Below are 21,476 nucleotides of genomic sequence, written 5' to 3'. Positions count from 1 at the left end.
GCCCTGTCAGCCGTGGTACTGGGCTGAAAGCTCATGCACTGCGTTGATGAACACGCCTGCATGTTCCGGATCGACTTCCGGGGTGATGCCGTGGCCCAGGTTGAACACATGACCCGTGCCATGCCCATAGCTGGCGAGGATGCGCGCAACCTCGGCGCGGATGGCTTCCGGCTTGGCGTAGAGCACGGTCGGGTCCATGTTGCCTTGCAGCGCGACCTTGTCACCGACGCGGCGGCGGGCGTCGCCGATCTCGCAGGTCCAGTCCAGGCCCAGGGCATCGGCGCCGGCCTCGGCGATGCTTTCCAGCCACAGGCCGCCGTTCTTGGTGAAGAGGATCACCGGCACCTTGCGCCCCTCGTGTTCGCGGATCAGGCCGCTGACGATCTTGCGCATGTAGGCCAGGGAGAATTCCTGGTACGCCGCCGCCGAGAGATTGCCGCCCCAGGTGTCGAAGATCTGCACCGCTTGCGCACCGGCCAGGATCTGCCCGTTGAGGTAGCTGGTGACCGATTGCGCCAGCTTGTCCAGCAGCAGGTGCATGGCCTGGGGGTTGTCGTAGAGCATGGCCTTGGTCTTGCGGAAGTCTTTCGACGAGCCGCCTTCGACCATGTAGGTGGCCAGGGTCCAGGGGCTGCCGGAGAAGCCGATCAGCGGTACGCGGCCATTCAGCTCGCGGCGGATGGTGCTGACAGCGTCCATGACGTAGCCGAGGTCTTTCTGCGGATCGGGGATCGGCAGGGCTTCGATGTCGGCCAGGCTGCCGACCACTTTCTTGAAGCGCGGGCCTTCGCCGGTTTCGAAGTACAGGCCCTGGCCCATGGCGTCGGGAATGGTGAGGATGTCGGAGAAGAGGATCGCCGCGTCCAGCGGGTAGCGGTCCAGCGGTTGCAGGGTCACTTCGCAGGCGAATTGCGGGTTCATGCACAGGCTCATGAAATCCCCGGCCTTGGCGCGGCTGGCGCGGTACTCCGGGAGATAGCGGCCGGCCTGGCGCATCATCCACACCGGGGTGACGTCTACAGGTTGCTTGAGCAGCGCGCGCAGGAAACGATCATTCTTCAAGGCAGTCATGTCGGCATCCGGAAAAAAAGTGCGGGCATTTTCTCAGACGCACAAAGAAAAGGCACGGTGCTAGCCGTGCCTTTTGTCTATCAGGATGCCTTGGGTCAATAGATTTTTCAGACGCCCAGGTAATCCAGGATCCCTTCCGCCGCATTGCGGCCTTCGAAGATCGCCGTCACCACCAGGTCGGAACCACGGACCATGTCGCCACCGGCGAAGATCTTCGGGTTGCTGGTCTGGTGCTTGAACTGGCCTTTTTCCGGAGCAACCACGCGACCCTGGCTGTCGGTGCGGATATCGAACTGCTCGAACCACGGCGCCGGGCTCGGACGGAAACCGAAGGCGATGACCACGGCATCGGCCGGGATGATCTCCTCGGAGCCCGGGATCGGCTCGGGGCTGCGACGGCCACGGGCGTCCGGCTCGCCGAGACGGGTCTCGACCACCTTCACGCCTTCGACCTTGTCTTCGCCGATGATGGCGATCGGCTGGCGGTTGTAGAGGAACTTCACCCCCTCTTCCTTGGCGTTCTTCACCTCTTTGCGCGAGCCGGGCATGTTCGCCTCGTCACGGCGGTAGGCGCAAGTCACGGCCTTGGCGCCCTGGCGGATCGAAGTCCGGTTGCAGTCCATAGCGGTATCGCCACCACCAAGAACCACGACCTTCTTGCCCTTCATGTCGATGAAGTCTTCCGGCGACTTCTCGAAGCCCAGGTTGCGATTGACGTTGGCGACCAGGAAGTCCAGGGCGTCATGCACGCCAGGCAGGTCTTCACCAGGGAAGCCGCCCTTCATGTAGGTGTAGGTGCCCATGCCCATGAACACCGCATCGAACTCTTCGAGCAACTGTTCCATGGTCACATCCTTGCCCACCTCGGTGTTGAGGCGGAACTCGATGCCCATGCCGCTGAAGACTTCGCGACGATTGCTCAGCACGGTCTTTTCCAGCTTGAACTCGGGGATGCCGAAGGTCAGCAGGCCGCCGATTTCCGGGTTCCTGTCGAACACCACCGGGGTCACGCCGCCACGCACCAGGATGTCGGCACAGCCAAGGCCGGCAGGGCCAGCACCGATGATGGCGACGCGCTTGCCGGTCGGCTTGACCTTGGACATGTCGGGGCGCCAGCCCATGGCGAAAGCGGTGTCGGTGATGTACTTCTCGACCGAACCGATGGTCACTGCGCCGAATCCGTCGTTCAGGGTGCAGGCGCCTTCGCAGAGGCGGTCCTGCGGGCACACGCGGCCGCAGACTTCCGGCAGGGTGTTGGTCTGGTGCGACAGCTCGGCCGCCGCGAGGATGTTGCCTTCGGAGACCAGCTTCAGCCAGTTGGGGATGAAGTTGTGGACCGGGCACTTCCATTCGCAATACGGGTTGCCGCAACCCAGGCAGCGGTGGGCCTGCTCGGCCGATTGCTGGGGTTTGAAGGGCTCGTAGATCTCCACGAACTCTTTCTTGCGCTGGCGCAGCAGCTTCTTCTTCGGATCCTTGCGCCCGACTTCGATGAACTGGAAGTCATTACTCAGACGTTCAGCCATTTTTCAAAACCTCTTTACCGCAGTTGCTAGCTTCAAGCTGCAAGCTGCCAGACGATCACGTTTAGCCGGCGAGCCTCGCACTGGGCGAGGTCGCCGCTTGCAACTGCGTTATTGCGGGTTGGCCCGGGTGCTGGAGAGCAGGTTCTTCAGGTTCGCCGCCTTCGGCTTGACCAGCCAGAAGCGACGCACGTAGTCGTCCAGGTTTTCCCAGAGCTCGCGGCCCCATGCACTACCGGTTTCCTCGACGTACTCGGTCAGCACGCGGTGCAGATGGCTGCGGTAAGCCTCCATCGCCTCGCCGGTGATCCGCTGGATTTCCACCAGTTCATGGTTCAGCTTGTCGACGAAGCTGTTGTCCATGTCCAGCACGTAGGCGAAGCCGCCCGTCATGCCGGAGCCGAAGTTGTAGCCGGTCTTGCCCAGGACGCAGACAAAACCACCGGTCATATATTCGCAGCAGTGATCGCCAGTGCCTTCGACGATGGCGTGGGCACCGGAGTTGCGCACCGCGAAACGCTCGCCCGCGGTACCGGCGGCGAACAGCTTGCCGCCGGTGGCGCCGTAGAGGCAAGTGTTACCGACGATGGCGCTGTCCTGGGTGGCGAACGGGCTGCCGGCTGGCGGTACGATGGTCAGCTTGCCACCGGTCATGCCCTTGCCGACGTAGTCGTTGGCATCGCCTTCCAGGTGCATGTTCAGGCCGCCGGCGTTCCAGACGCCGAAGCTCTGGCCTGCGGTGCCCTTGAAGCGGAAGGTGATCGGCGCCTTGGCCATGCCCTGGTTGCCGTGCAGACGGGCGATCTCGCCGGAGACCCGCGCGCCGATGGAACGGTCGCAGTTGCAGATATCCAGTTCGAATTCGCCGCCGCTCAGGTCACGGATGGCCGGGAGCGCCATCTGCACCATCTTCTCGGCCAGCACGCCCTTGTCGAATGGCGGGTTGCGGTCGACCTCGCAGAACTGCGGCTTGTCCGCCGGCACGTGGGCGCTGCCCAGCAGCGGGCTGAGGTCGAGGTGTTTCTGCTTCTCGGTTTCACCCGGGAGCATTTCCAGCAGGTCGGTCCGCCCGATCAGCTCGCCGAGGCTGCGCACGCCCAGCCTGGCCAGCCATTCACGGGTTTCTTCGGCGATGTAGGTGAAGAAGTTCACCACCATATCGACGGTACCGATGTAGTGATCCTTGCGCAGCTTGTCGTTCTGGGTGGCTACGCCGGTGGCGCAGTTGTTCAGGTGGCAGATACGCAGGTACTTGCAGCCCAGGGCGATCATCGGCGCGGTGCCGAAGCCGAAGCTCTCGGCGCCGAGGATGGCGGCCTTGATTACATCGAGGCCGGTCTTCAGGCCGCCGTCGGTCTGTACCCGGACCTTGCCGCGCAGGTCGTTGCCGCGCAGGGTCTGGTGGGTCTCGGCCAGGCCCAGTTCCCACGGGGCGCCGGCGTACTTGATCGAGGTCAGCGGCGAAGCACCGGTGCCGCCGTCATAACCGGAGATGGTGATGAGGTCGGCATAGGCCTTGGCGACACCGGCGGCAATGGTACCGACACCGGCTTCCGCCACCAGCTTGACCGAAACCAGCGCCTGCGGGTTGACCTGCTTGAGGTCGAAGATCAGCTGCGAGAGGTCTTCGATCGAGTAGATGTCGTGGTGCGGCGGTGGCGAGATCAGCGTCACGCCCGGCACTGCGTAGCGCAGCTTGGCGATCAGGCCGTTGACCTTGCCGCCTGGCAGCTGGCCGCCTTCGCCCGGCTTGGCGCCCTGGGCGACCTTGATCTGCAGCACTTCGGCGTTCACCAGGTACTCGGGGGTGACACCGAAACGACCGGTAGCGACCTGCTTGATCTTCGAGCTGCGGATGGTGCCGTAGCGCGACGGGTCTTCGCCGCCTTCACCGGAGTTGGAGCGCGCACCCAGGCGGTTCATCGCCTCGGCCAGGGCTTCGTGGGCTTCCGGCGACAGTGCGCCCAGCGAGATACCGGCGGAGTCGAAGCGCTGCAGGATGGCTTCCAGCGGCTCGACCTCGCTGAGATCCAGGGCCTGGTCGGCGGTCTTGACCTTGAGCAGGTCGCGGATCATCGACACCGGACGGTTGTCCACCAGCGCGGTGTATTCCTTGAACTTGGCGTAGTCGCCCTGCTGCACGGCAGCTTGCAGGGTGTTGACCACGTCAGGGTTGTAGGCATGGTACTCGCCACCGTGGACGAACTTCAGCAGGCCGCCCTGCTGGATCGGCTTGCGCGCGCTCCAGGCTTCGGCAGCGAGCAGCTTCTGCTCGTTCTCGATATCGACGAAGCGCGCGCCCTTCAGGCGGCTGGCCACGCCACGGAAGCTCAGGCCGACCACTTCTTCCGACAGGCCGACGGCTTCGAAGAGCTGCGCGCCACGGTAGGAAGCGATGGTGGAGATGCCCATCTTCGACAGGATCTTCAGCAGGCCCTTGGAGATACCCTTGCGGTAGTACTTGAAGACTTCGTCCAGGTCACCGAGCACTTCGCCGGTGCGGATCAGGTCGGCCAGCACTTCGTAGGAGAGGTACGGGTAGACCGCGGAAGCACCGAAGCCGATCAGCACGGCGAAGTGATGCGGGTCGCGGGCGGTGGCGGTTTCCACCAGGATGTTGCTGTCGCAGCGCAGGCCTTTTTCGGTCAGGCGATGGTGCACGGCGCCGACTGCCAGGGAAGCGTGGACCGGCAGCTTGCCCGGCGCGATGTGACGGTCGGTCAGCACCAGTTGGGTCTTGCCCGAGCGCACGGCTTCCTCGGCCTGGTCGGCGATGCTGCGTACGGCAGCTTCCAGGCCCAGGCTTTCCTCGTAGTTGAGGTCGATGATGTGACGCTCGAAGCCAGGGCGGTCGAGGTTCATCAGCGAGCGCCACTTGGCCGGGGAAATCACCGGCGAGCTGAGGATCACGCGGGAGGCGTGCTCAGGGGACTCCTGGAAGATGTTGCGCTCGGCACCGAGGCAGATCTCCAGCGACATCACGATGGCTTCGCGCAGCGGGTCGATCGGTGGGTTGGTCACCTGGGCGAACTGCTGGCGGAAGTAGTCGTAGGTCGAACGCACGCGCTGCGAGAGGATCGCCATCGGCGTGTCATCGCCCATCGAGCCGACCGCTTCCTGGCCCTGCTCGCCAAGCGGACGCAGCACCTGGTCACGCTCCTCGAAGGTGACCTGGAACATCTTCATGTATTGCTTGAGCTGGTCGGCGTCGTAGCTGGCCACGCCCTGGTCGTCGCTGAGGTCGGCCTGGATGCGCAGGGCATTCTGGCGCAGCCAGCGCTTGTACGGATGGCGCGACTTGAGGCGATCGTCGATGGCATTGGTATCGAGGATCTGGCCGGTCTCGGTGTCCACGGCGAAGATCTGGCCAGGACCGACACGGCCCTTGGCGATCACGTCTTCCGGCTTGTAGTTCCACACGCCGATTTCCGAGGCCAGGGTGATGTAGCCATTGCGGGTGGTCACCCAGCGCGCCGGGCGCAGGCCGTTGCGGTCGAGCAGGCAGACCGCGTGGCGGCCTTCGGTCATCACCACGCCCGCCGGGCCGTCCCACGGCTCCATGTGCATGGAGTTGTACTCGTAGAAGGCGCGCAGGTCGGCGTCCATGGTCTCGACGTTCTGCCACGCTGGCGGAATGATCATGCGCACGCCGCGGAACAGGTCGATGCCGCCGGTGACCATGAGTTCGAGCATGTTGTCCATCGAGGACGAGTCGGAACCTACGCGGTTGACCAGCGGGCCGAGCTCTTCCAGGTCCGGGATCAGTTCGTTCTCGAACTTGGTGCGACGGGCCTGGGCCCAGTTGCGGTTACCGGTGATGGTGTTGATTTCGCCGTTGTGGGCGAGGAAGCGGAACGGCTGCGCCAGCGGCCATTTCGGCAGGGTGTTGGTGGAGAAGCGCTGGTGGAATACGCAGATCGCGGTCTGCAGGCGCTCGTCACCGAGGTCCGGATAGAAGGCGGCGAGGTCCGCCGGCATCATCAGGCCTTTATAGATGATGGTCTTGTGCGAAAAGCTGCAGATGTAGTGGTCGGTGTCTTCGGCGTTGGCTACCGAGGAGCGACGACGAGCGCTGAACAGCTTGATGGCGAATTCCTGGTCGCTCAGGCCTTCACCGCCGATGAACACCTGCTCGATCTGCGGCAGGCGCTCCAGGGCCAGGCGGCCGAGAACGCTGGTGTCGATCGGCACCTGGCGCCAGCCGACCAGTTGCAGGCCGGCAGCGAGGATTTCGCGATTCATGTTTTCGCGGGCGGCTTCGGCCTTGGCGGCGTCCTGGTTGAAGAACACCATGCCTACGGCGTACTGCTTGGGCAGTTCGGTGCCGAAGGTTTCCTGGGCGACGGCGCGCAGGAACTGGTCGGGCTTCTGCATCAGCAGGCCGCAACCGTCACCGGTCTTGCCATCGGCGTTGATCCCACCGCGGTGGGTCATGCAGGTCAGGGCTTCGATAGCCGTTTGCAAAAGGTGGTGGCTGGGTTCGCCCGTCATATGGGCGATCAGACCGAATCCACAGTTGTCCTTGAATTCTTCGGGATGGTACAGACCTGTTTTCATAGACACTTTCTCACCAGGTTCGCCTCTCACAAAGGCAAATCTTTTTAATTCAACCACTTACCATCCACGCCGAACGAACGCCAGCTTTGCGGGGGGCAATACGGGTGCCATTGTTGCACGGCGACAGTGAATCCCACAAATTTGATGACGAATCATCGAAAATCCATGTCGCATTTTTGAATGTTTTTAAGCGATTGCCGTGGTAACGACTTGGCTCCACTCTGAAGCGTTTCAGCCTGGACTGCAAGACGGGCTTGTGGCCGGCAGTCTGGGACAGAAAAGCCTGCCGTGCACATGCACAGCAGGCTGTCTGGAAATTCAGAGGTTGATCTTCAGGTGGCGGGGGTAGGTTGCCACCTGGATCGGCTGTTTACTAGCGAGTCGCAGCGAGCTCTTGCTGGACGCTTGCGACGGTGCGAGGCCAAGGTTTACCAGCCTGGACCTTGGCTGGCAAGGACTTGATGGCATTCAGTGCCGCATCGCGACTGGAGAAGCTGCCGTAGGTCACGACGTAGAGCGGCTTGCCCTGCAGGTTTTTCTTGAAGTAGCGATAGTCGCCACCCTGGGCCTTGACGTATGCCTGGGCGGTGGCTTCCGAACTGGTACCGAGGATCTGCACCACATAATTGCCCGGCGCCTGGGAGGCGTACCAGCCACTGCCAGCGCCACCGGCGGCCGGTTTGGCAGCCGGTTTCTCCGCTGGTTTGACTGCAGGCGCGGCAGGCTTGGCCACGGCGACTTCAGCCGGCTTCGACGCAGGTGCAACCGGTTTGCTGGCTGCCGGAGCGGCTGGCTGGTGAGCCGGGGCAACCGGCTGTGCGGACGCCAGCGTCTGCGACGGCTGGATAGGCTGGGCAGGCGTCGGCGCCGGGCCGGCGACAGCGCCTTCGGGCGGCGCGGTGGTGGTCACGGTTGGCGGCTGCAAGGCGGTATTGCCGGCCGGGCCGCCTTCCTCGCCTTCATTCATGCCGGCAGCTTCCGCCAGCGGGCCGCGCATGACCGGCTGCGACTGACCCACCAGCGGCAGTGGCATCGGCTGCGACGAACCGGCGAACTCGATCGCCGGACCGCCATTGTTCGATTGTGCATTGCCCGGCTGGCCCTGGCCCAGCGGCAGTTGCGCCTGCTCGGCGGGTGCGGCGGTCTTCGGCTGGTCGCCCTTCTTCGGCATCAGCACGGCGGCGCCGACGGCAACGATTACCACGGCGGACAACGCCAGCACATGTTTCTTCGGCATAGAGAACCCCACTGATGGTCGCTTCGCCGTCGAGCGGCTGGCGATCATGGCTTCGATCAAGGTGTCGCGGGCAACCTGGTTGATGTTCCCGGGCCAGCCTTCGGAATTTTGCTGGATATCGGCGATCTGCTCGGCAGTGAACACCTCGATGCCACGCCCTGCACCTTCCAGACGCTGCTCCAGGTATTCCCGGGTCTCGTCTTCGCTGTAGGGCTGCAACTCGATGACATGGAAGCGTTCGTCTTCGATTTCCAGCGCATCCAGGCTGGTGATCAGCGAGGGTTCACCGAACAGGAATACGTGGGGACGACCTTCGGCGGTGCCCGCCGCCAATTCCAGCAACGCTTGGAGCGCCGATTCGCCAAGTTGTTCCGCATCGTCCACCAGCAAGTAGACTTCCTGGCCGGTCAGGCCGAGCTGCACCACCTGGGAAAGGATCGCCGGGACTTCGGCCGTTGCCACGTTGAGCGACTGCGCCACCTGGGCCAGCACACTGGCGGCATCGCTGGCGCCGCGGGCGGAGACCACGACGCTTTGCACCGACTGCTTGTTGGTGCTGGCGACGAGCGCCTGGCGCAGCAGGGTCTTGCCACTGCCGTGCGGGCCGGTCACCACCAGCAGCAGCTGGCTGTAGCGGGCCAGGTGATGCAGTTGGCCCAGGACCGGCTTGCGCTGGGCGGGGAAGAACTTGAAACCCGGGACGCGCGCGGCGAAGGGATCGTGGTTCAGCTGGTAGTGGCCGAGGAAGGCCTCATCGGCATGCAAACTAGTCATCTGGCTCTCATCGACCTCAAAGCTGGGCCACGATGGCGGGGTAGTCCGCCGCCAGGGTGGCCTGAAGAATCTCTTGCGGGTAGTCGTCGGTGACCACCGCCTCGCCCAGCTTGCGCAGCAGGACCAGGCGCAGACGACCATCAAGTACTTTCTTGTCCACGGACATGTGCTGCATGAACTGTGCAGGCGTCATGTCCGCGGGCGGCACGACCGGCAACCCGGCGCGCTGCATCAGGCGAATACCACGATCGCGGTCCGCCTGGCTGATCCAGCCCAGGCGCATAGACATCTCCAGGGCCATGACCGTCCCCGCCGCCACCGCCTCGCCATGAAGCCAGACACCATAGCCCATCTGGGTTTCGATGGCGTGGCCGAAGGTATGGCCGAGGTTCAGGGTGGCGCGCACCCCGGATTCACGTTCGTCGGCGCCTACCACTGCGGCCTTGGCCGCGCAGGAGCGGCGGATGGCCTCGGTCAGGGCCACGCCATCGAGGTTGCGCAGGGCCTCGACGTTGTCTTCCAGCCAGCCGAGGAACGGCTCGTCGCAGATCAGGCCGTACTTGATCACTTCGGCGAGGCCTGCGGACAGCTCCCGCGGCGGCAGGGTGCGCAGGCTGGCAGTATCGATCAGCACGGCGTTGGGCTGGTAGAAGGCACCGACCATGTTCTTGCCCAGCGGGTGGTTGATGCCGGTCTTTCCGCCTACCGAGGAGTCGACCTGGGACAGCAGGGTGGTCGGCACCTGGATGAAGTCCACGCCACGCTGGTAGCAGGCTGCCGCAAAGCCGGCCATGTCGCCGATGACACCACCACCGAGGGCGATGACCGTGGTGCGGCGATCATGTCGTGCGCCGAGCAGCGCGTCGAAGATCAGTTGCAGTGTTTCCCAGTTCTTGTAGGACTCGCCGTCCGGCAGCACCACGGGCAGTACCTTGTAGGCACCGAGGGTCTGGCTGAGGCGCTCCAGGTACAGGGGCGCGACGGTCTCGTTGGAAACGATGGCGACCTGCCGGCCGGCAATGTGCGGCGCCAGCAGTTCAGGTTGTTCCAGCAGCCCTTCACCGATGTAGATCGGGTAGCTGCGTTCGCCCAGGTCGACCTTAAGTGTCTGCATGTATCCCCACGAAGAACGAAGACGCGGCCCCGAAAACCCGGTCCGCGTGATAACAAAGTACCCTGTCAGGGCATGACTGGTCGCCGAGGATAGTCATGCGTCAGCGGGGCGGCAACTTCTGCAAGCGTTCGAGAATATCCAGGACCACCATGCGCGGTGGCCGTTCGTCGGTTTCAACCACCAGGTCGGCGATTTCCCGGTAAAGCGGATCGCGCAACGCCAGCAGGTTGCGCAGGGTTTCCTCGGGATTGGCAGTGCGCAGCAACGGGCGATTGCGGTCGCGCGCGGTGCGCCCCACCTGCTGTTCGACCGAGGCATGCAGGTAGATGACCCGGCCGCCATCATGCAGCGCCTTGCGGTTGGCATCGCGCATCACCGCACCGCCACCGGTAGCCAGGACCAAGCCGTCGGCGGCGCAGAGTTCGGCGATCATGGCCTGCTCGCGATCACGAAAGCCCGGTTCACCCTCTTTATCGAAGATCCACGGGATATTGGCGCCCGTGCGCAATTCAATTTCCTTATCGGAATCCTTGAAAGGCAGGCGCAGCTCTTTGGCAAGCAGGCGGCCGATGGTGCTTTTGCCAGCACCCATCGGCCCAACAAGTATCAAATTTCGCACAGAATCAATGACTCACAGCAATCGCCTGGTCATTCATGATACGCGGAGTCAGGAAGACCAACAGCTCGGATTTTCTTTCTTGGACGGTAGAGCGACGAAACAGCCGCCCAACATACGGCACATCGCCGAAAAATGGCACCTTATCCACCACATTACTTTTGCTGGTGGAGTAAACCCCACCGATCACGATGGTCTGACCGTCGCCGACGCGCACCCGGGCATTGACCTCGTTCTTGCGAATCGGCGGCACGCTGCCCTGGAGATTCAGGTAGTCCGGTTCGTCCTTGGTTACCTTGACCTGCATGCTCACTTCGCCGCCAGGCATGATCCTGGGGGTGACTTCCAGCGAAAGGGACGCCTCGCGGAAAGTGATGGAGGTGGTGCCGTTGGCACCCGACTCCTGGTAAGGAACCTCCGAACCCTTGAGGATCCGCGCGGTTTCCTTGTCGGCAGTGAGGACCTTGGGCTGGGAGATGATCTCGCCGTTGCCGGACTTTTCCATGGCACTGAGCTCCAGGTCCAGCAGACCACTGTCTCCGATCAGGCCGAATCCTATACCTGCGGCGGCGCGCTCGATACCCAGGTCGACGAAGGTTGGCGAATCCTCCTCGCCGATTTCCGGAGCGAGGCGACCGCCCTTTGAACCACCCCAGCGCACGCCCAGGCCTCGCTCGTAATCCACGTTGGCCTCGACGATACGCGCCTCGATCAGCACCTGACGCACCGGTACATCCAACTGCCCGACCAGGCGGCGCAAGGTGTCGAGGCGCTGAGGTTGCTGGCTGGTGATCAGGCTGTTGGTGCGCTCGTCGACGCTGATCGCCCCCCAGGGCTCTTCCTCCGGACCGGCCTCCAGCAAAGGCTGCAGCAACGTGACAATGTCCGCAGCCTGGGCATGGCTGACCGGCAAGAAGGCCTGCTCCCTCGGACCGTAGACCGGACGCCCGGCGTTCTCCAGCTCGCCGAGCGGAGCCACCAGCAGCACGTTTCCGTCCAGGCGCCGGCCCAGGCCCTTGCTCTGCAGCACCGTATCCAGCGCCTGCTCCCAAGGCACTTCGTGCAACCGCAGGGTGATATTGCCGCGTACCTCGTCGCTGACCACCAGATTGACCCCGACGAAGTCGGCCAGTACCTGCAACACGGCCCGGACCTCGACATCCTGGAAGTTCAGCGACAACGGCTTGTCGGGTGCGGCAACGCTCACCGGTGACAACAGCAGCAGGTACAACATCCATGATCTGAACATCCTGTTCATCCATACCTCTACGTATCCATTCATCCATAAGGCCTGGTCTCAGCTTTTGACGAGCCTGAGGATTCGCCCGATCCCTGTCGCCGTGTCTTGTATCTCCACATGCCCCTCCTCTACCGCCAGGATCCGGCCTGCCCCGAAACGGTCGCCTTGACGCAACAGGTGCACAACGGCCCCCACACCGATGAGCGCTGCCGGCCCTTGCGGGTCGCGCAGATAACCGACCATGCGGGCCTGGTCCAGGGGCGGCTCGCCAGCAGCGGTGGCGAAGGGCTCGAACGGGTCGTGCGGCGAGGGGGTAGCCGGTGCCACCGACGGCAGCGTCGCACTCGCCTGGAGGGCGCGGTAGGCCTGGAGCCGCAGGGCAAGACGCAGTAAACCGGGAGTCCCCTGATCTGCCGCCGTCAGTTGCAACTCGTGCAAGGTCACCAGTTGACCCAAGCCGCCCAACCCGGCGAGAAAGCGCTTCAGGGCCCGGTAATCCCCGGACACACGCACCAACAGCGGCAGTTCGACATGGTTCGGCTGCTGCTCGGGCTCCAGCACCGTGACCTGCTCGAAAGACAACCCTGCGCCCAATTGGCCAAGGCTCTGCAACAGGCTCGCCAGGCCATCGTCATCGAACAGCTCGCGCTGCCTGCGCAGCAGGTCATCTTCCAGTCGTGCAAGCTGTGCCCGTTGTTCCGCATGGGTATCCACCTGCGCCGAACGCACCTGCCATTGCTGCTGCAGCTGGTCGTGCCGCTCCTGCGCCCGGGCGATGGAATCGAGCACTCCACGACCGTGGAAACCAAGGACCAGCCCCGGCAGCAGCGACAGGCATGCAGCCAGAAGCGCGCCCTTCGCCCACCACGGCCAGCGCAGCAGCAGGCGCCAGTCCAGCAGGTCGTCGATCAACGCGAGATTCATGGCGCCGGCCGCTGGAGGCTGACCGACACACGGAAGCGCTCACCCGCCGGCGAAGACGCCAGTTCCTGTAGATCCGGTGCCCCCAGGCCCGGCGACTGGCGCAGGTTGCGCAGCAACTGCGCTACCTCGGCACCACCGCGCGCCAGGCCGGAGAGACCCAGCTCACCGTCGGCCATATGCAGTTCGTTCAGCCTGGCTCCCGCCGGAACGATATGCATGAGGTGAAAAAGCAGGTCGCCGCCAGTGCCCTGTCGCTGCTGCAGCCCCTGTAATTCGTCCGATTGCGCCTGCAGTGCAGCGATCCGCTCACCCAGCAGCGTGACCTGCTCCAGCTTTTCGGCAAGCCCGGCGATGCGTTCATCCAGCCGCGCATTGGCCCCTGCCTGACGCTCCAGACGCTGGTCCAGCACTGCGACACCCGCTATCGATAGCAGAGCGCCCACCACCAGGCTACCGAGCAACATCCCTTGCCATCGCCGGATCGCTTGCCGGCGCCGCCATTCGCGCCATGGCAGGAGGTTGACCCCGGCCATCAGTTGCAGCTCCTCAAGGCCAGGCCTGTGGCAACGCCAAGCAAGGGCGCGGCCTGCTGCAATCCGTCGTCGCTCCCTGGCAGCAACAGCCCTGCCAAGGGATCGAAAACCCGCGTGGCAATGCCCAGGCGTCGCTGCAACTGCCCGGCGAGCCCGTCGCGATCCGCATGGGCACCGGCCAGCCACAGCCGATCCGGCATGGCGCCGGGTTCTCGCAACAGGCACTGGTCGACGAATTCCACCAGCATGTCGAGCCGCGGTTCCAGGGGCATCTGGCGCTCGCTGAACGACAGCCCGCCATCCGCGCCGAAGCCATGGAAACCCCAGCCCTCCGGCTCCAGCAGCACCACTGCGGACGACACCAAGGCCTGTCGAGCCAGCACCCGCTGCCAGGCGTGGCTGTCGATATCGACGATCCGCGCATGCAACCCGGCCAGCCCCATAACCCGCTGCAGGCTGTCCAGCCACTCCTGACGACAGGCCGTGAACGCCACGTTGAGCATGCCCGGCGTGCCGGGAACGACCCGATAGTCCAGCGCCGCCTCCTCCACAGCAAAGGGAATGAACTGCTCGGCCTCGTCGCGCAACCGCTCGTCGATTTCATCGTCGTCCAGCCCTGGCGGCATCGCCACCGCGTGCTGGATGACCGCCGCAGACGGCACCGCCAGTGCGGCTTCGCGGGTGCTCGCACCGCTGCGCGCCCGTGCCCGCGCAAGCGCCTCGGCAACCACCTCATGATCCACCACCCGCCCATCGGCCAGTGCGCCCGGTGGCAAGGGTTCGATCGCCCATCCCCGCAAGGCCAGCCCTGACGGACGCCGCTCCAGTTGCAGCAACCTGACCGTACCGGAGGCGATTTCTACTCCCAGCAGTGAACCGGCATCCCGCCCTGTGCGTCCAAACATCCTGTTTTCCCCGTTCGTGGTTGAAGCTTCGTCCTGATAAAAGGCAGCAAGTCGCCGTCCTGGCGAGGGAGGCGACAGCCCCACCTAGACACCCGGTGCAAATCCCGCGTGGAAGTGAAAATTGCTTATAATGCGCAGCGTTTTCCGGCCCGCCGGGCCCTGCGCTCAATCCAAAACCCCAACTGGACACCCCAACGCCTTGATACGCCTGCTGAAGTTCTTCTGGTGGTCTTTCGTCGCAGTCATTTGCGCAGCCGTCCTCGGTCTGAGCGGCGCGTTTCTGTATCTTAGTCCCAGCCTGCCGTCGGTCGAGGCACTGCGAAGCATCCAGTTGCAGATACCGCTGAGGGTGTACAGCAGTGACGGCAAGCTGATCGCCGAGTTCGGCGAAATGCGGCGGTCTCCAATCCGTTTTGCGGATATTCCCCCACACTTCATTCAGGCATTGCTGTCAGCCGAGGACGACAATTTCCTCAATCACTATGGTGTCGACCCCAGCAGCCTGATGCGTGCCGCCACGCAACTGCTCAAGTCCGGGCATATCCAGACCGGCGGCAGCACCATCACCATGCAGGTGGCGAAGAACTTCTTCCTGACCAGCGAGCGCAGCTTCTCGCGCAAGACCAACGAGATCCTCCTCGCCTTGCAGATCGAACGCGAACTGACCAAGGACGAGATCCTCGAGCTGTACGTCAACAAGATCTACCTGGGTAACCGCGCCTACGGCATCGAGGCAGCGGCGCAGGTGTACTACGGCAAGTCGATCCGCGATATCAGCCTGGCGCAGATGGCCATGATCGCCGGCCTGCCCAAGGCGCCGTCGCGCTTCAACCCGCTGGCCAACCCGGCGCGGGCCAAGGAGCGTCGCGACTGGATCCTCGGGCGCATGTACAAGCTGGGCAAGATCGACGAGGCGAGCTACCAGGCCGCACTCGCCGAGCCGCTGAACGCCAGCTACCACGTGCCGACGCCGGAAGTGAACGCGCCGTACATCGCCGAAATGGCCCGCGCCGAGATGGTCGGGCGCTACGGCAGCGACGCCTACACCGAAGGCTTCCGCGTTACTACGACGGTTCCGAGCAACCTGCAGGAAATCGCCAACAAGGCGGTGCTCGACGGCCTGACCGACTACGACCAGCGTCACGGTTATCGCGGCCCCGAATCGCGCCTGCCGGGCAAGACCCGCGCCGCCTGGCTGCTGGAGCTGGCCAAGCAGCGCCCGATGGGCGGCCTGGAGCCGGCCATCGTTACCCAGGTCGACAAGAGCGGCCTGCGCGTGCTGACCCGCAACGGCGATGAGGCCAGCGTGGCCTGGGACACCATGAAGTGGGCCCGACCGTTCCTCAATACCAACAGCCAGGGTCGCGCACCGCAGCAAGCCAGCGACGTGGCCCAGGTCGGCGACCTGATCCGCGTCCGGCGCAAGGATGATGGCAGCCTGGCCTTCAGCCAGGTACCGGGAGCGCAGAGCGCGCTGGTAACCCTCGACCCGAATACCGGCGCGATCCGCGCCCTGGTCGGCGGTTTCTCCTTCGAGCAGAGCAACTACAACCGTGCCACCCAGGCCAAGCGCCAGCCAGGTTCGAGCTTCAAGCCGTTCGTCTACAGCGCTGCCCTGGATAACGGCTACACCGCCGCCAGCCTGGTCAACGATGCACCGATCGTGTTCGTCGACGAGTACCTGGACAAGGTCTGGCGACCGAAGAACGACACCAATACCTTCCTCGGCCCGATCCGCATGCGCGAGGCGCTGTACAAATCGCGCAACCTGGTGTCGATCCGCCTGCTGCAGAGCATGGGCGTGGACAGTACCATCGACTACATCGCGAAATTCGGCTTCAACAAGCAGGACCTGCCGCGCAACCTGTCCCTGGCACTGGGTACCGCAACCCTGACTCCGATGGAGATCGCCACCGGCTGGAGCGCCTTTGCCAACGGCGGCTACAAGATCAATCCGTACCTGATCGAACGCATCGAAAGCCGCAACGGCGAGACGCTGTTCACCGCCAATCCGGCGCGCACCCCAGCCGGCCACGACGACCAGGACGGTATCGCTGCGCCACAGGCACAGCCGATCATCACTGACGGCCAGCAGGCCCCTGCGACGCAGCCGCAGGCCCCGGTGCTCGCCGAGCGGATCATCGACGGCCGGACCAGCTACATCCTCACCAGCATGCTGGAAGACGTGATCAAGCGCGGCACCGGCCGCCGCGCCCTGGCCCTGGGCCGCAACGACCTGGCCGGCAAGACCGGCACCACCAACGAATCCAAGGATGCCTGGTTCTCCGGCTACAACGCGGACTACGTGACCACGGTATGGACCGGCTTCGACCAACCGGAGACCCTGGGTCGTCGTGAATATGGCGGCACCGTGGCGTTGCCGATCTGGATGAACTTCATGGGGCCCGCATTGAAGGGCATGCCGGAGCATCAATTGCCGGAGCCGGAAGGCATCCTCAGCCTGCGCATCGACCCGGTCAGCGGCCGGGCGGCGACGCCGAGCACGCCGAACGCCTACTTCGAGCTGTTCAAGGCCGAGGATACGCCACCCTCGGTGAACGAAATGGGCAACGGCACCGCACCGGGCAGCCCGCTGCCGGCGGACGAGGCGGCACCGATGGATCTGTTCTGATCCTGAGTCTGTATTGGCTTTGCTGGCCTCATCGCTGCGGTGCGGCGGTCCGACAAGCCAGCTCCCACAGGGACCGCATGCACCGCTAACCCTGTGGGAGTCCGCCCAGCCTTTCAGGCTGCGCTGTCGCGCTTAGAACAGTTCCAAAGCACGACGCGTACCCTGTGGGAGCGGGTTCACCCGCGATTGCTATGGTGAATTCACTACTGCAATCGCGGGTGAACCCGCTCCCACAAGGTCCCTGCAAATCAAAGAGTTATGTTTTGTTCTATGAGAGCTGGCCTGCCAGCGATTGGCCCGACCAGACACCATCATTGTCCGTGGCTGTTTCGACAAGGAAGGATTCGATGGCCCTGGCAAGTGCGAGCGGCGTCTCGTTCATCGGATAGTGGCCGGCGTTCTCCAGTATCTCGACAGTGGCATGGAAATAGCGTCGAAGGTAGGTTTTGGCCATCAACCCGGCATTGAATGTTGGATCGTGTTTCCCCACGAGCACCTTTAGCGGATGCCGCCCGACAATCTCGTCGCTGAAATCGGTATCGGCCCATGCACGGAAGTACGCAGCGAACGCTTCCTGAGAGGAGTGCGTCGCCGAATACGCCGCTTTCCATTCGACCCAGGACCAGGGTAACCGTCCGCCGGTGCTGTAGTTGATGATGGCTCTTCGATTGTCCACGCGCTCGGCAGCATCTTCGAGCAGGCGACGCGTCGCGGCATCGTAGGCAATGCCGCCGCAAGGAACCGGCGCAACGGCAACGAGTGCCCGTACTCGATCGGGTGCGAGCGTTGCAATCCGCTCGATCGCCATGCCCCCCATCGAATGACCGATCAGGCTGAACGCGTGGAATCCAAGCGCATCAGCAAGCGTCAACGCATCGGACGCGATCTCGTCGATCGTGTACGCGCCGCTCGCCTCCTGCCTGCTTCCGTAGCCGCGATAATCCATGAAAACGTAACTGAACGCGTGGCTATTCAGCCACGGCTCGATCGGCTCGAACGAGTGCGCGTCGCCGAACCAGCCGTGAAGAACGAGGACTGGGTGGGGGCCGTTCCCCACGCGATGAAATGTATTAGGCACACTGACTCCGGTGCGAAGGGGATGTGGTCTTCATCCGCCCCGACGCGCACGTTCGGTAGGTGTTGTTGCGCCGACGCGACAGATACGGTAGATCGTAAGCTGACCGCCACAGGCCCGCCTTCGGCAACGGGCCATTCACTATAGAATTCGGGCCATGCGAAATACCTTGCTCGACCCCTTCGAAGACATCCCGCGTAGTGTGGTCGTGACGGCGAACGATTACGCCGACGGTTCATCATTTCCAGTCCACGCGCATCGACGCGGTCAGTTCGCGTTCGCCTCTCGCGGTACGATCAGCGTGGCTACTCCAGAAGGCCGATGGCTCGTTCCGCCTCAGCGGGCTTGCTGGGTACCGGCCGGTATGTCCCACGAAATGACGATGAGCGGGCCAGTCACCATGCTCAACGCTTTCGTGTCACTGGAAGAAGCCAAGGCCGAGCAACTGCCTGACCATTGCTGCGTCTATGGTGTTTCGGGACTTCTCAGGCAATTGCTCGAGGAGGCCATCGATTTGCCGGCGATGTACGACGTTGATGGACGCGCCGGCAAGCTAATGAATCTGCTCGTCGCGGAGATAGCCTCAATGCCGCGTCTCTCACTTCATGCGCCGCTGCCGAGGGACACTCGTCTCGCCCGCGCATGCCGGCGCCTGTTCGATGCGCCGTCGATTACAGTCGGGCTCGACATGATGGCCGACGAAGTCGGAATGAGCAGGCGAACCTTTACCCGACTGTTCCGTGCACAGACCGGCGTAAGCTTTGCAGAGTGGCGCCAGCAGGTCTGCCTGCTCGCAGCCATCGAGCGCTTGAGTGGAGGGCAACCTGTGACCCGCGTCGCATTGGATCTGGGCTACGCAAGTCCCAGCGCATTCTCATCCGCGTTTCGTCGCGTACTCGGGGAAACGCCGAGCCAGTATCTGGAGGTACGCCGGGCGGCATGAGGCTGCAGCCACTTGTTTCCGGCAGATCGGGACAGCAGCCATAAAAAAGCCCCGGCTCTCGCGAGCCGGGGCTTTTTCTTGTTACTTCAGCGGATCAACCGTTGAACACTTCATCCACGCTGTTCAGCGGGTAGTGCTTCGGATACGGCAGGGTCGCTACGCCGGATTCGATGGCAGCCTTGGCCACGGCATCGGAAACGACGTTGAGCAGGCGTGGGTCCAGTGGCTTCGGAATGATGTAGCCACGACCGAATTCCAGTGCCTGGACGTTGTAGGCGTCGCAGACTTCCTTCGGCACCGGCAGCTTGGCCAGGTCTTTCAGGGCGTTGGCGGCGGCGATCTTCATTTCTTCGTTGATGCGCTTGGCGCGAACGTCCAGGGCACCGCGGAAGATGAACGGGAAGCCCAGTACGTTGTTGACCTGGTTCGGGTAGTCGGAACGACCGGTGGCCATGATCACGTCGCTACGGGTAGCGTGGGCCAGTTCCGGGGAGATTTCCGGATCCGGGTTGGAGCAGGCGAAGACGATCGGGTTGGCCGCCATCGACTTCAGGCCTTCCGCGCTCAGCAGGTTAGGACCGGACAGGCCGACGAACACGTCTGCGCCATCCAGGGCATCGGCCAGGGTGCGCTTGTCGGTAGCGTGGGCGAACACCGCCTTGTACTGGTTCAGGTCGTCACGGCCAGCGTGGATCACGCCGGAACGGTCGATCATGAAGATGTTCTCGACCTTGGCACCCATGCTGACCAGCAGCTTCATGCAGGAGATGGCGGCAGCACCGGCACCCAGGCAGACGATCTTGGCTTCGCCAAGGGTCTTGCCGGCGATTTCCAGGGCGTTGATCATGCCGGCAGCGGTAACGATCGCAGTGCCGTGCTGGTCATCGTGGAAGACCGGGATGTCGCACTGTTCGATCAGGGCGCGCTCGATCTCGAAGCACTCGGGTGCCTTGATGTCTTCCAGGTTGATGCCACCGAAGGTGATGGAGATGCGCTTGACGGTGTCGATGAAAGCTTGCGGGCTTTCGGAGTCGACTTCGATGTCGAATACGTCGATACCGGCGAAACGCTTGAACAGAACACCCTTGCCTTCCATGACCGGCTTGGACGCCAGCGGGCCGAGGTTACCCAGGCCGAGAATGGCGGTACCGTCGGAGATCACCGCGACCAGGTTGCCCTTGCCGGTGTATTGGTATGCCAGCTCAGGATCGCGACCGATTTCACGCACCGGCTCGGCGACGCCCGGGCTGTAGGCCAGCGCCAGGTCGCGTGCGGTTGCGGTCGGTTTGGTGAGCTCGACGCTCAGTTTCCCCGGACGAGGCTGAGCATGATATTCGAGAGCGGCAGTTTTCAGGTCTGACATGGTGGGCATTCCGCTTGTTTACTGTTCTGACGGACCGCCGAGGATACGCAAAGAGCAATGGGCCGACAAGACTGCCCGGTCACTTGTGTCAAGGCCTTTAACCTACGACTTTCAGCCAAGACCCGCGTAATTCAAGGCTTTCGCTGTGTACAATCGAAGGCAAAAAATGTTCACAATTTTTAGCTCTCGGTCCATTCCAGCATGCTCGCGTCAGTGAGCGGCAGCAACCAGCGTTTTTCGCCACGCTTCAGTCGAGCGCTGCGGGAACGATCCAGCACCCAGCCGCGCACCTCCAGATGGCGGCCTTTCAGACCGGAGGTAAAGGAAGAGGGGAAGCTGTGCAACAAGCGTGCAGGCACCTGCACTACCAGCGAATCGTCCATTTCGATGCGCACACCCTGGCGATTGCGCCGAACATCGCTGACTTTCCCGCCAACCAGGGCAAAACCCGAACGGCTCAGGGCGCTCGCCTTCTGCACCGGAGCATCCCGCCAGATACCCCGCCCGGCCTTGCGCGCCGCCTTCTCAGCCTGACGCTGGCACGCCACCAGGCTGACGTTGGGCGCCACGGCCACGCGAAATCCGAGCCCCTCGCTCAACAGGCTGGCCGCGAGATTGTCACCAGAGCGACCGTACACCTGGGCCAGAGTGCGCCCGTATTTGTCGCGAGGCTCCCGGCCCGGACGCAGCCCGACGCCCCCGCCACTTTCCCGGACCAGCGCCGCCAGACGCCGACGGGCGGCTTCGGCCAGGGGTTCGCCGGGCCTGCCCCGCCGCGCGAGCTCTGGAGCGTTGATGCCGATCAGGCGCACGCTGCGCCCATCGACCAAGCGCAGCGTGTCGCCGTCCACCACATTGCGCACACCGACCATGGCCAGCCTGTCCGGCATCGGACAGAGCGCCAGGGCTGGTATCTGCCAGATCACGGCCATAAAAAAAGCGCCCACAAGGGGCGCTTTCTTCAGCAAC

15 protein-coding genes are annotated in these 21,476 nt (G+C 63.6%); 2 read left to right on the top strand and 13 right to left on the bottom strand.

What is annotated here, in order from left to right; genetic code table 11:
* Positions 1–6 precede the first annotated feature (6 nt).
* The 10 genes from hemE to pilM form a co-directional block, all read right to left on the bottom strand.
* Positions 7–1,071, bottom strand: coding sequence for a uroporphyrinogen decarboxylase (gene hemE, locus ACKLLE_RS10270; RefSeq protein ID WP_064301186.1), 1,065 nt, complete (start codon positions 1,069–1,071; stop codon positions 7–9).
* A 107-nt stretch (positions 1,072–1,178) separates the two neighbouring features.
* Positions 1,179–2,597: an FAD-dependent oxidoreductase gene (locus tag ACKLLE_RS10265; protein ID WP_064301185.1), complete on the bottom strand. Its 1,419-nt coding sequence runs from the start codon at positions 2,595–2,597 to the stop codon at positions 1,179–1,181.
* Between the two features lie 108 nt (positions 2,598–2,705).
* Positions 2,706–7,151, bottom strand: coding sequence for a glutamate synthase large subunit (gene gltB / locus ACKLLE_RS10260; protein WP_279899069.1), 4,446 nt, complete (start codon positions 7,149–7,151; stop codon positions 2,706–2,708).
* Positions 7,152–7,524: 373 nt separating this feature from the next.
* Positions 7,525–9,162 (bottom strand): SPOR domain-containing protein, encoded by a 1,638-nt coding sequence (locus ACKLLE_RS10255; RefSeq protein WP_064301183.1) that lies wholly within the window; start codon positions 9,160–9,162, stop codon positions 7,525–7,527.
* A gap of 16 nt (positions 9,163–9,178) precedes the next feature.
* Positions 9,179–10,276, bottom strand: a complete 1,098-nt coding sequence (aroB, locus tag ACKLLE_RS10250; protein ID WP_064301182.1) for a 3-dehydroquinate synthase — start codon at positions 10,274–10,276, stop codon at positions 9,179–9,181.
* A 100-nt stretch (positions 10,277–10,376) separates the two neighbouring features.
* Positions 10,377–10,895, bottom strand: coding sequence for a shikimate kinase AroK (aroK, locus tag ACKLLE_RS10245; protein ID WP_009396827.1), 519 nt, complete (start codon positions 10,893–10,895; stop codon positions 10,377–10,379).
* Between the two features lie 4 nt (positions 10,896–10,899).
* Positions 10,900–12,150 (bottom strand): type IV pilus secretin PilQ, encoded by a 1,251-nt coding sequence (locus tag ACKLLE_RS10240; protein ID WP_420057835.1) that lies wholly within the window; start codon positions 12,148–12,150, stop codon positions 10,900–10,902.
* Between the two features lie 39 nt (positions 12,151–12,189).
* A complete protein-coding gene (gene pilO / locus ACKLLE_RS10235) occupies positions 12,190–13,056 on the bottom strand; it encodes a type 4a pilus biogenesis protein PilO (RefSeq protein WP_420057834.1) in 867 nt (288 codons plus the stop codon).
* Positions 13,053–13,589: a PilN domain-containing protein gene (locus ACKLLE_RS10230; protein WP_420057833.1), complete on the bottom strand. Its 537-nt coding sequence runs from the start codon at positions 13,587–13,589 to the stop codon at positions 13,053–13,055. The genes pilO and ACKLLE_RS10230 overlap by 4 nt, the downstream gene beginning before the upstream one ends.
* Positions 13,589–14,494, bottom strand: coding sequence for a type IV pilus biogenesis protein PilM (pilM, locus tag ACKLLE_RS10225; protein ID WP_420057832.1), 906 nt, complete (start codon positions 14,492–14,494; stop codon positions 13,589–13,591). Before pilM ends, ACKLLE_RS10230 begins: the two co-directional genes overlap by 1 nt.
* A gap of 202 nt (positions 14,495–14,696) precedes the next feature.
* Here pilM and ACKLLE_RS10220 point away from each other — a divergent pair, with 202 nt between their 5' ends.
* On the top strand, positions 14,697–17,126 hold the full coding sequence (locus tag ACKLLE_RS10220; protein WP_420057873.1) for a penicillin-binding protein 1A: 2,430 nt from the start codon (positions 14,697–14,699) through the stop codon (positions 17,124–17,126).
* Between the two features lie 268 nt (positions 17,127–17,394).
* On the opposite strand, the gene ACKLLE_RS10215 is transcribed toward ACKLLE_RS10220, so the two are convergent.
* Positions 17,395–18,204 carry an alpha/beta fold hydrolase gene (locus tag ACKLLE_RS10215; RefSeq protein WP_420057831.1) on the bottom strand — a complete coding sequence of 270 codons (810 nt, stop codon included), beginning with the start codon at positions 18,202–18,204 and terminating at the stop codon, positions 17,395–17,397.
* A 154-nt stretch (positions 18,205–18,358) separates the two neighbouring features.
* On the opposite strand from ACKLLE_RS10215, the gene ACKLLE_RS10210 reads away from it, so the two are divergent.
* A complete protein-coding gene (locus tag ACKLLE_RS10210) occupies positions 18,359–19,144 on the top strand; it encodes an AraC family transcriptional regulator (protein WP_064301176.1) in 786 nt (261 codons plus the stop codon).
* A 94-nt stretch (positions 19,145–19,238) separates the two neighbouring features.
* Here the strand turns inward: ACKLLE_RS10210 and ACKLLE_RS10205 are convergent, their stop codons facing one another.
* Positions 19,239–20,507, bottom strand: a complete 1,269-nt coding sequence (locus tag ACKLLE_RS10205) for a malic enzyme-like NAD(P)-binding protein (protein ID WP_009396821.1) — start codon at positions 20,505–20,507, stop codon at positions 19,239–19,241.
* Positions 20,508–20,686: 179 nt separating this feature from the next.
* Positions 20,687–21,439, bottom strand: a complete 753-nt coding sequence (locus ACKLLE_RS10200; RefSeq protein WP_420057872.1) for a thermonuclease family protein — start codon at positions 21,437–21,439, stop codon at positions 20,687–20,689.
* Between the last annotated feature and the right edge of the window lie 37 nt (positions 21,440–21,476).

The organism is Pseudomonas bharatica (assembly GCF_048586865.1).
In the GTDB taxonomy this organism is placed as follows: domain Bacteria; phylum Pseudomonadota; class Gammaproteobacteria; order Pseudomonadales; family Pseudomonadaceae; genus Aquipseudomonas; species Aquipseudomonas bharatica.
The sequence above is the reverse complement of the archived record's forward strand: the minus strand, read 5'-3'. Positions and strand labels throughout refer to the sequence as shown.

Excerpts from the sequence above, each read along its gene's own strand:
- hemE (WP_064301186.1), bottom strand. The coding sequence starts at position 1,071 with ATGACTGCCTTGAAGAATGATCGTTTCCTGCGCGCGCTGCTCAAGCAA.
- ACKLLE_RS10265 (WP_064301185.1), bottom strand. The coding sequence starts at position 2,597 with ATGGCTGAACGTCTGAGTAATGACTTCCAGTTCATCGAAGTCGGGCGC.
- gltB (WP_279899069.1), bottom strand. The coding sequence starts at position 7,151 with ATGAAAACAGGTCTGTACCATCCCGAAGAATTCAAGGACAACTGTGGA.
- ACKLLE_RS10255 (WP_064301183.1), bottom strand. The coding sequence starts at position 9,162 with ATGACTAGTTTGCATGCCGATGAGGCCTTCCTCGGCCACTACCAGCTG.
- aroB (WP_064301182.1), bottom strand. The coding sequence starts at position 10,276 with ATGCAGACACTTAAGGTCGACCTGGGCGAACGCAGCTACCCGATCTAC.
- ACKLLE_RS10240 (WP_420057835.1), bottom strand. The coding sequence starts at position 12,150 with ATGAACAGGATGTTCAGATCATGGATGTTGTACCTGCTGCTGTTGTCA.
- pilO (WP_420057834.1), bottom strand. The coding sequence starts at position 13,056 with ATGAATCTCGCGTTGATCGACGACCTGCTGGACTGGCGCCTGCTGCTG.
- ACKLLE_RS10230 (WP_420057833.1), bottom strand. The coding sequence starts at position 13,589 with ATGGCCGGGGTCAACCTCCTGCCATGGCGCGAATGGCGGCGCCGGCAA.
- pilM (WP_420057832.1), bottom strand. The coding sequence starts at position 14,494 with ATGTTTGGACGCACAGGGCGGGATGCCGGTTCACTGCTGGGAGTAGAA.
- ACKLLE_RS10210 (WP_064301176.1), top strand. The coding sequence starts at position 18,359 with ATGCGAAATACCTTGCTCGACCCCTTCGAAGACATCCCGCGTAGTGTG.
- ACKLLE_RS10205 (WP_009396821.1), bottom strand. The coding sequence starts at position 20,507 with ATGTCAGACCTGAAAACTGCCGCTCTCGAATATCATGCTCAGCCTCGT.
- ACKLLE_RS10200 (WP_420057872.1), bottom strand. The coding sequence starts at position 21,439 with ATGGCCGTGATCTGGCAGATACCAGCCCTGGCGCTCTGTCCGATGCCG.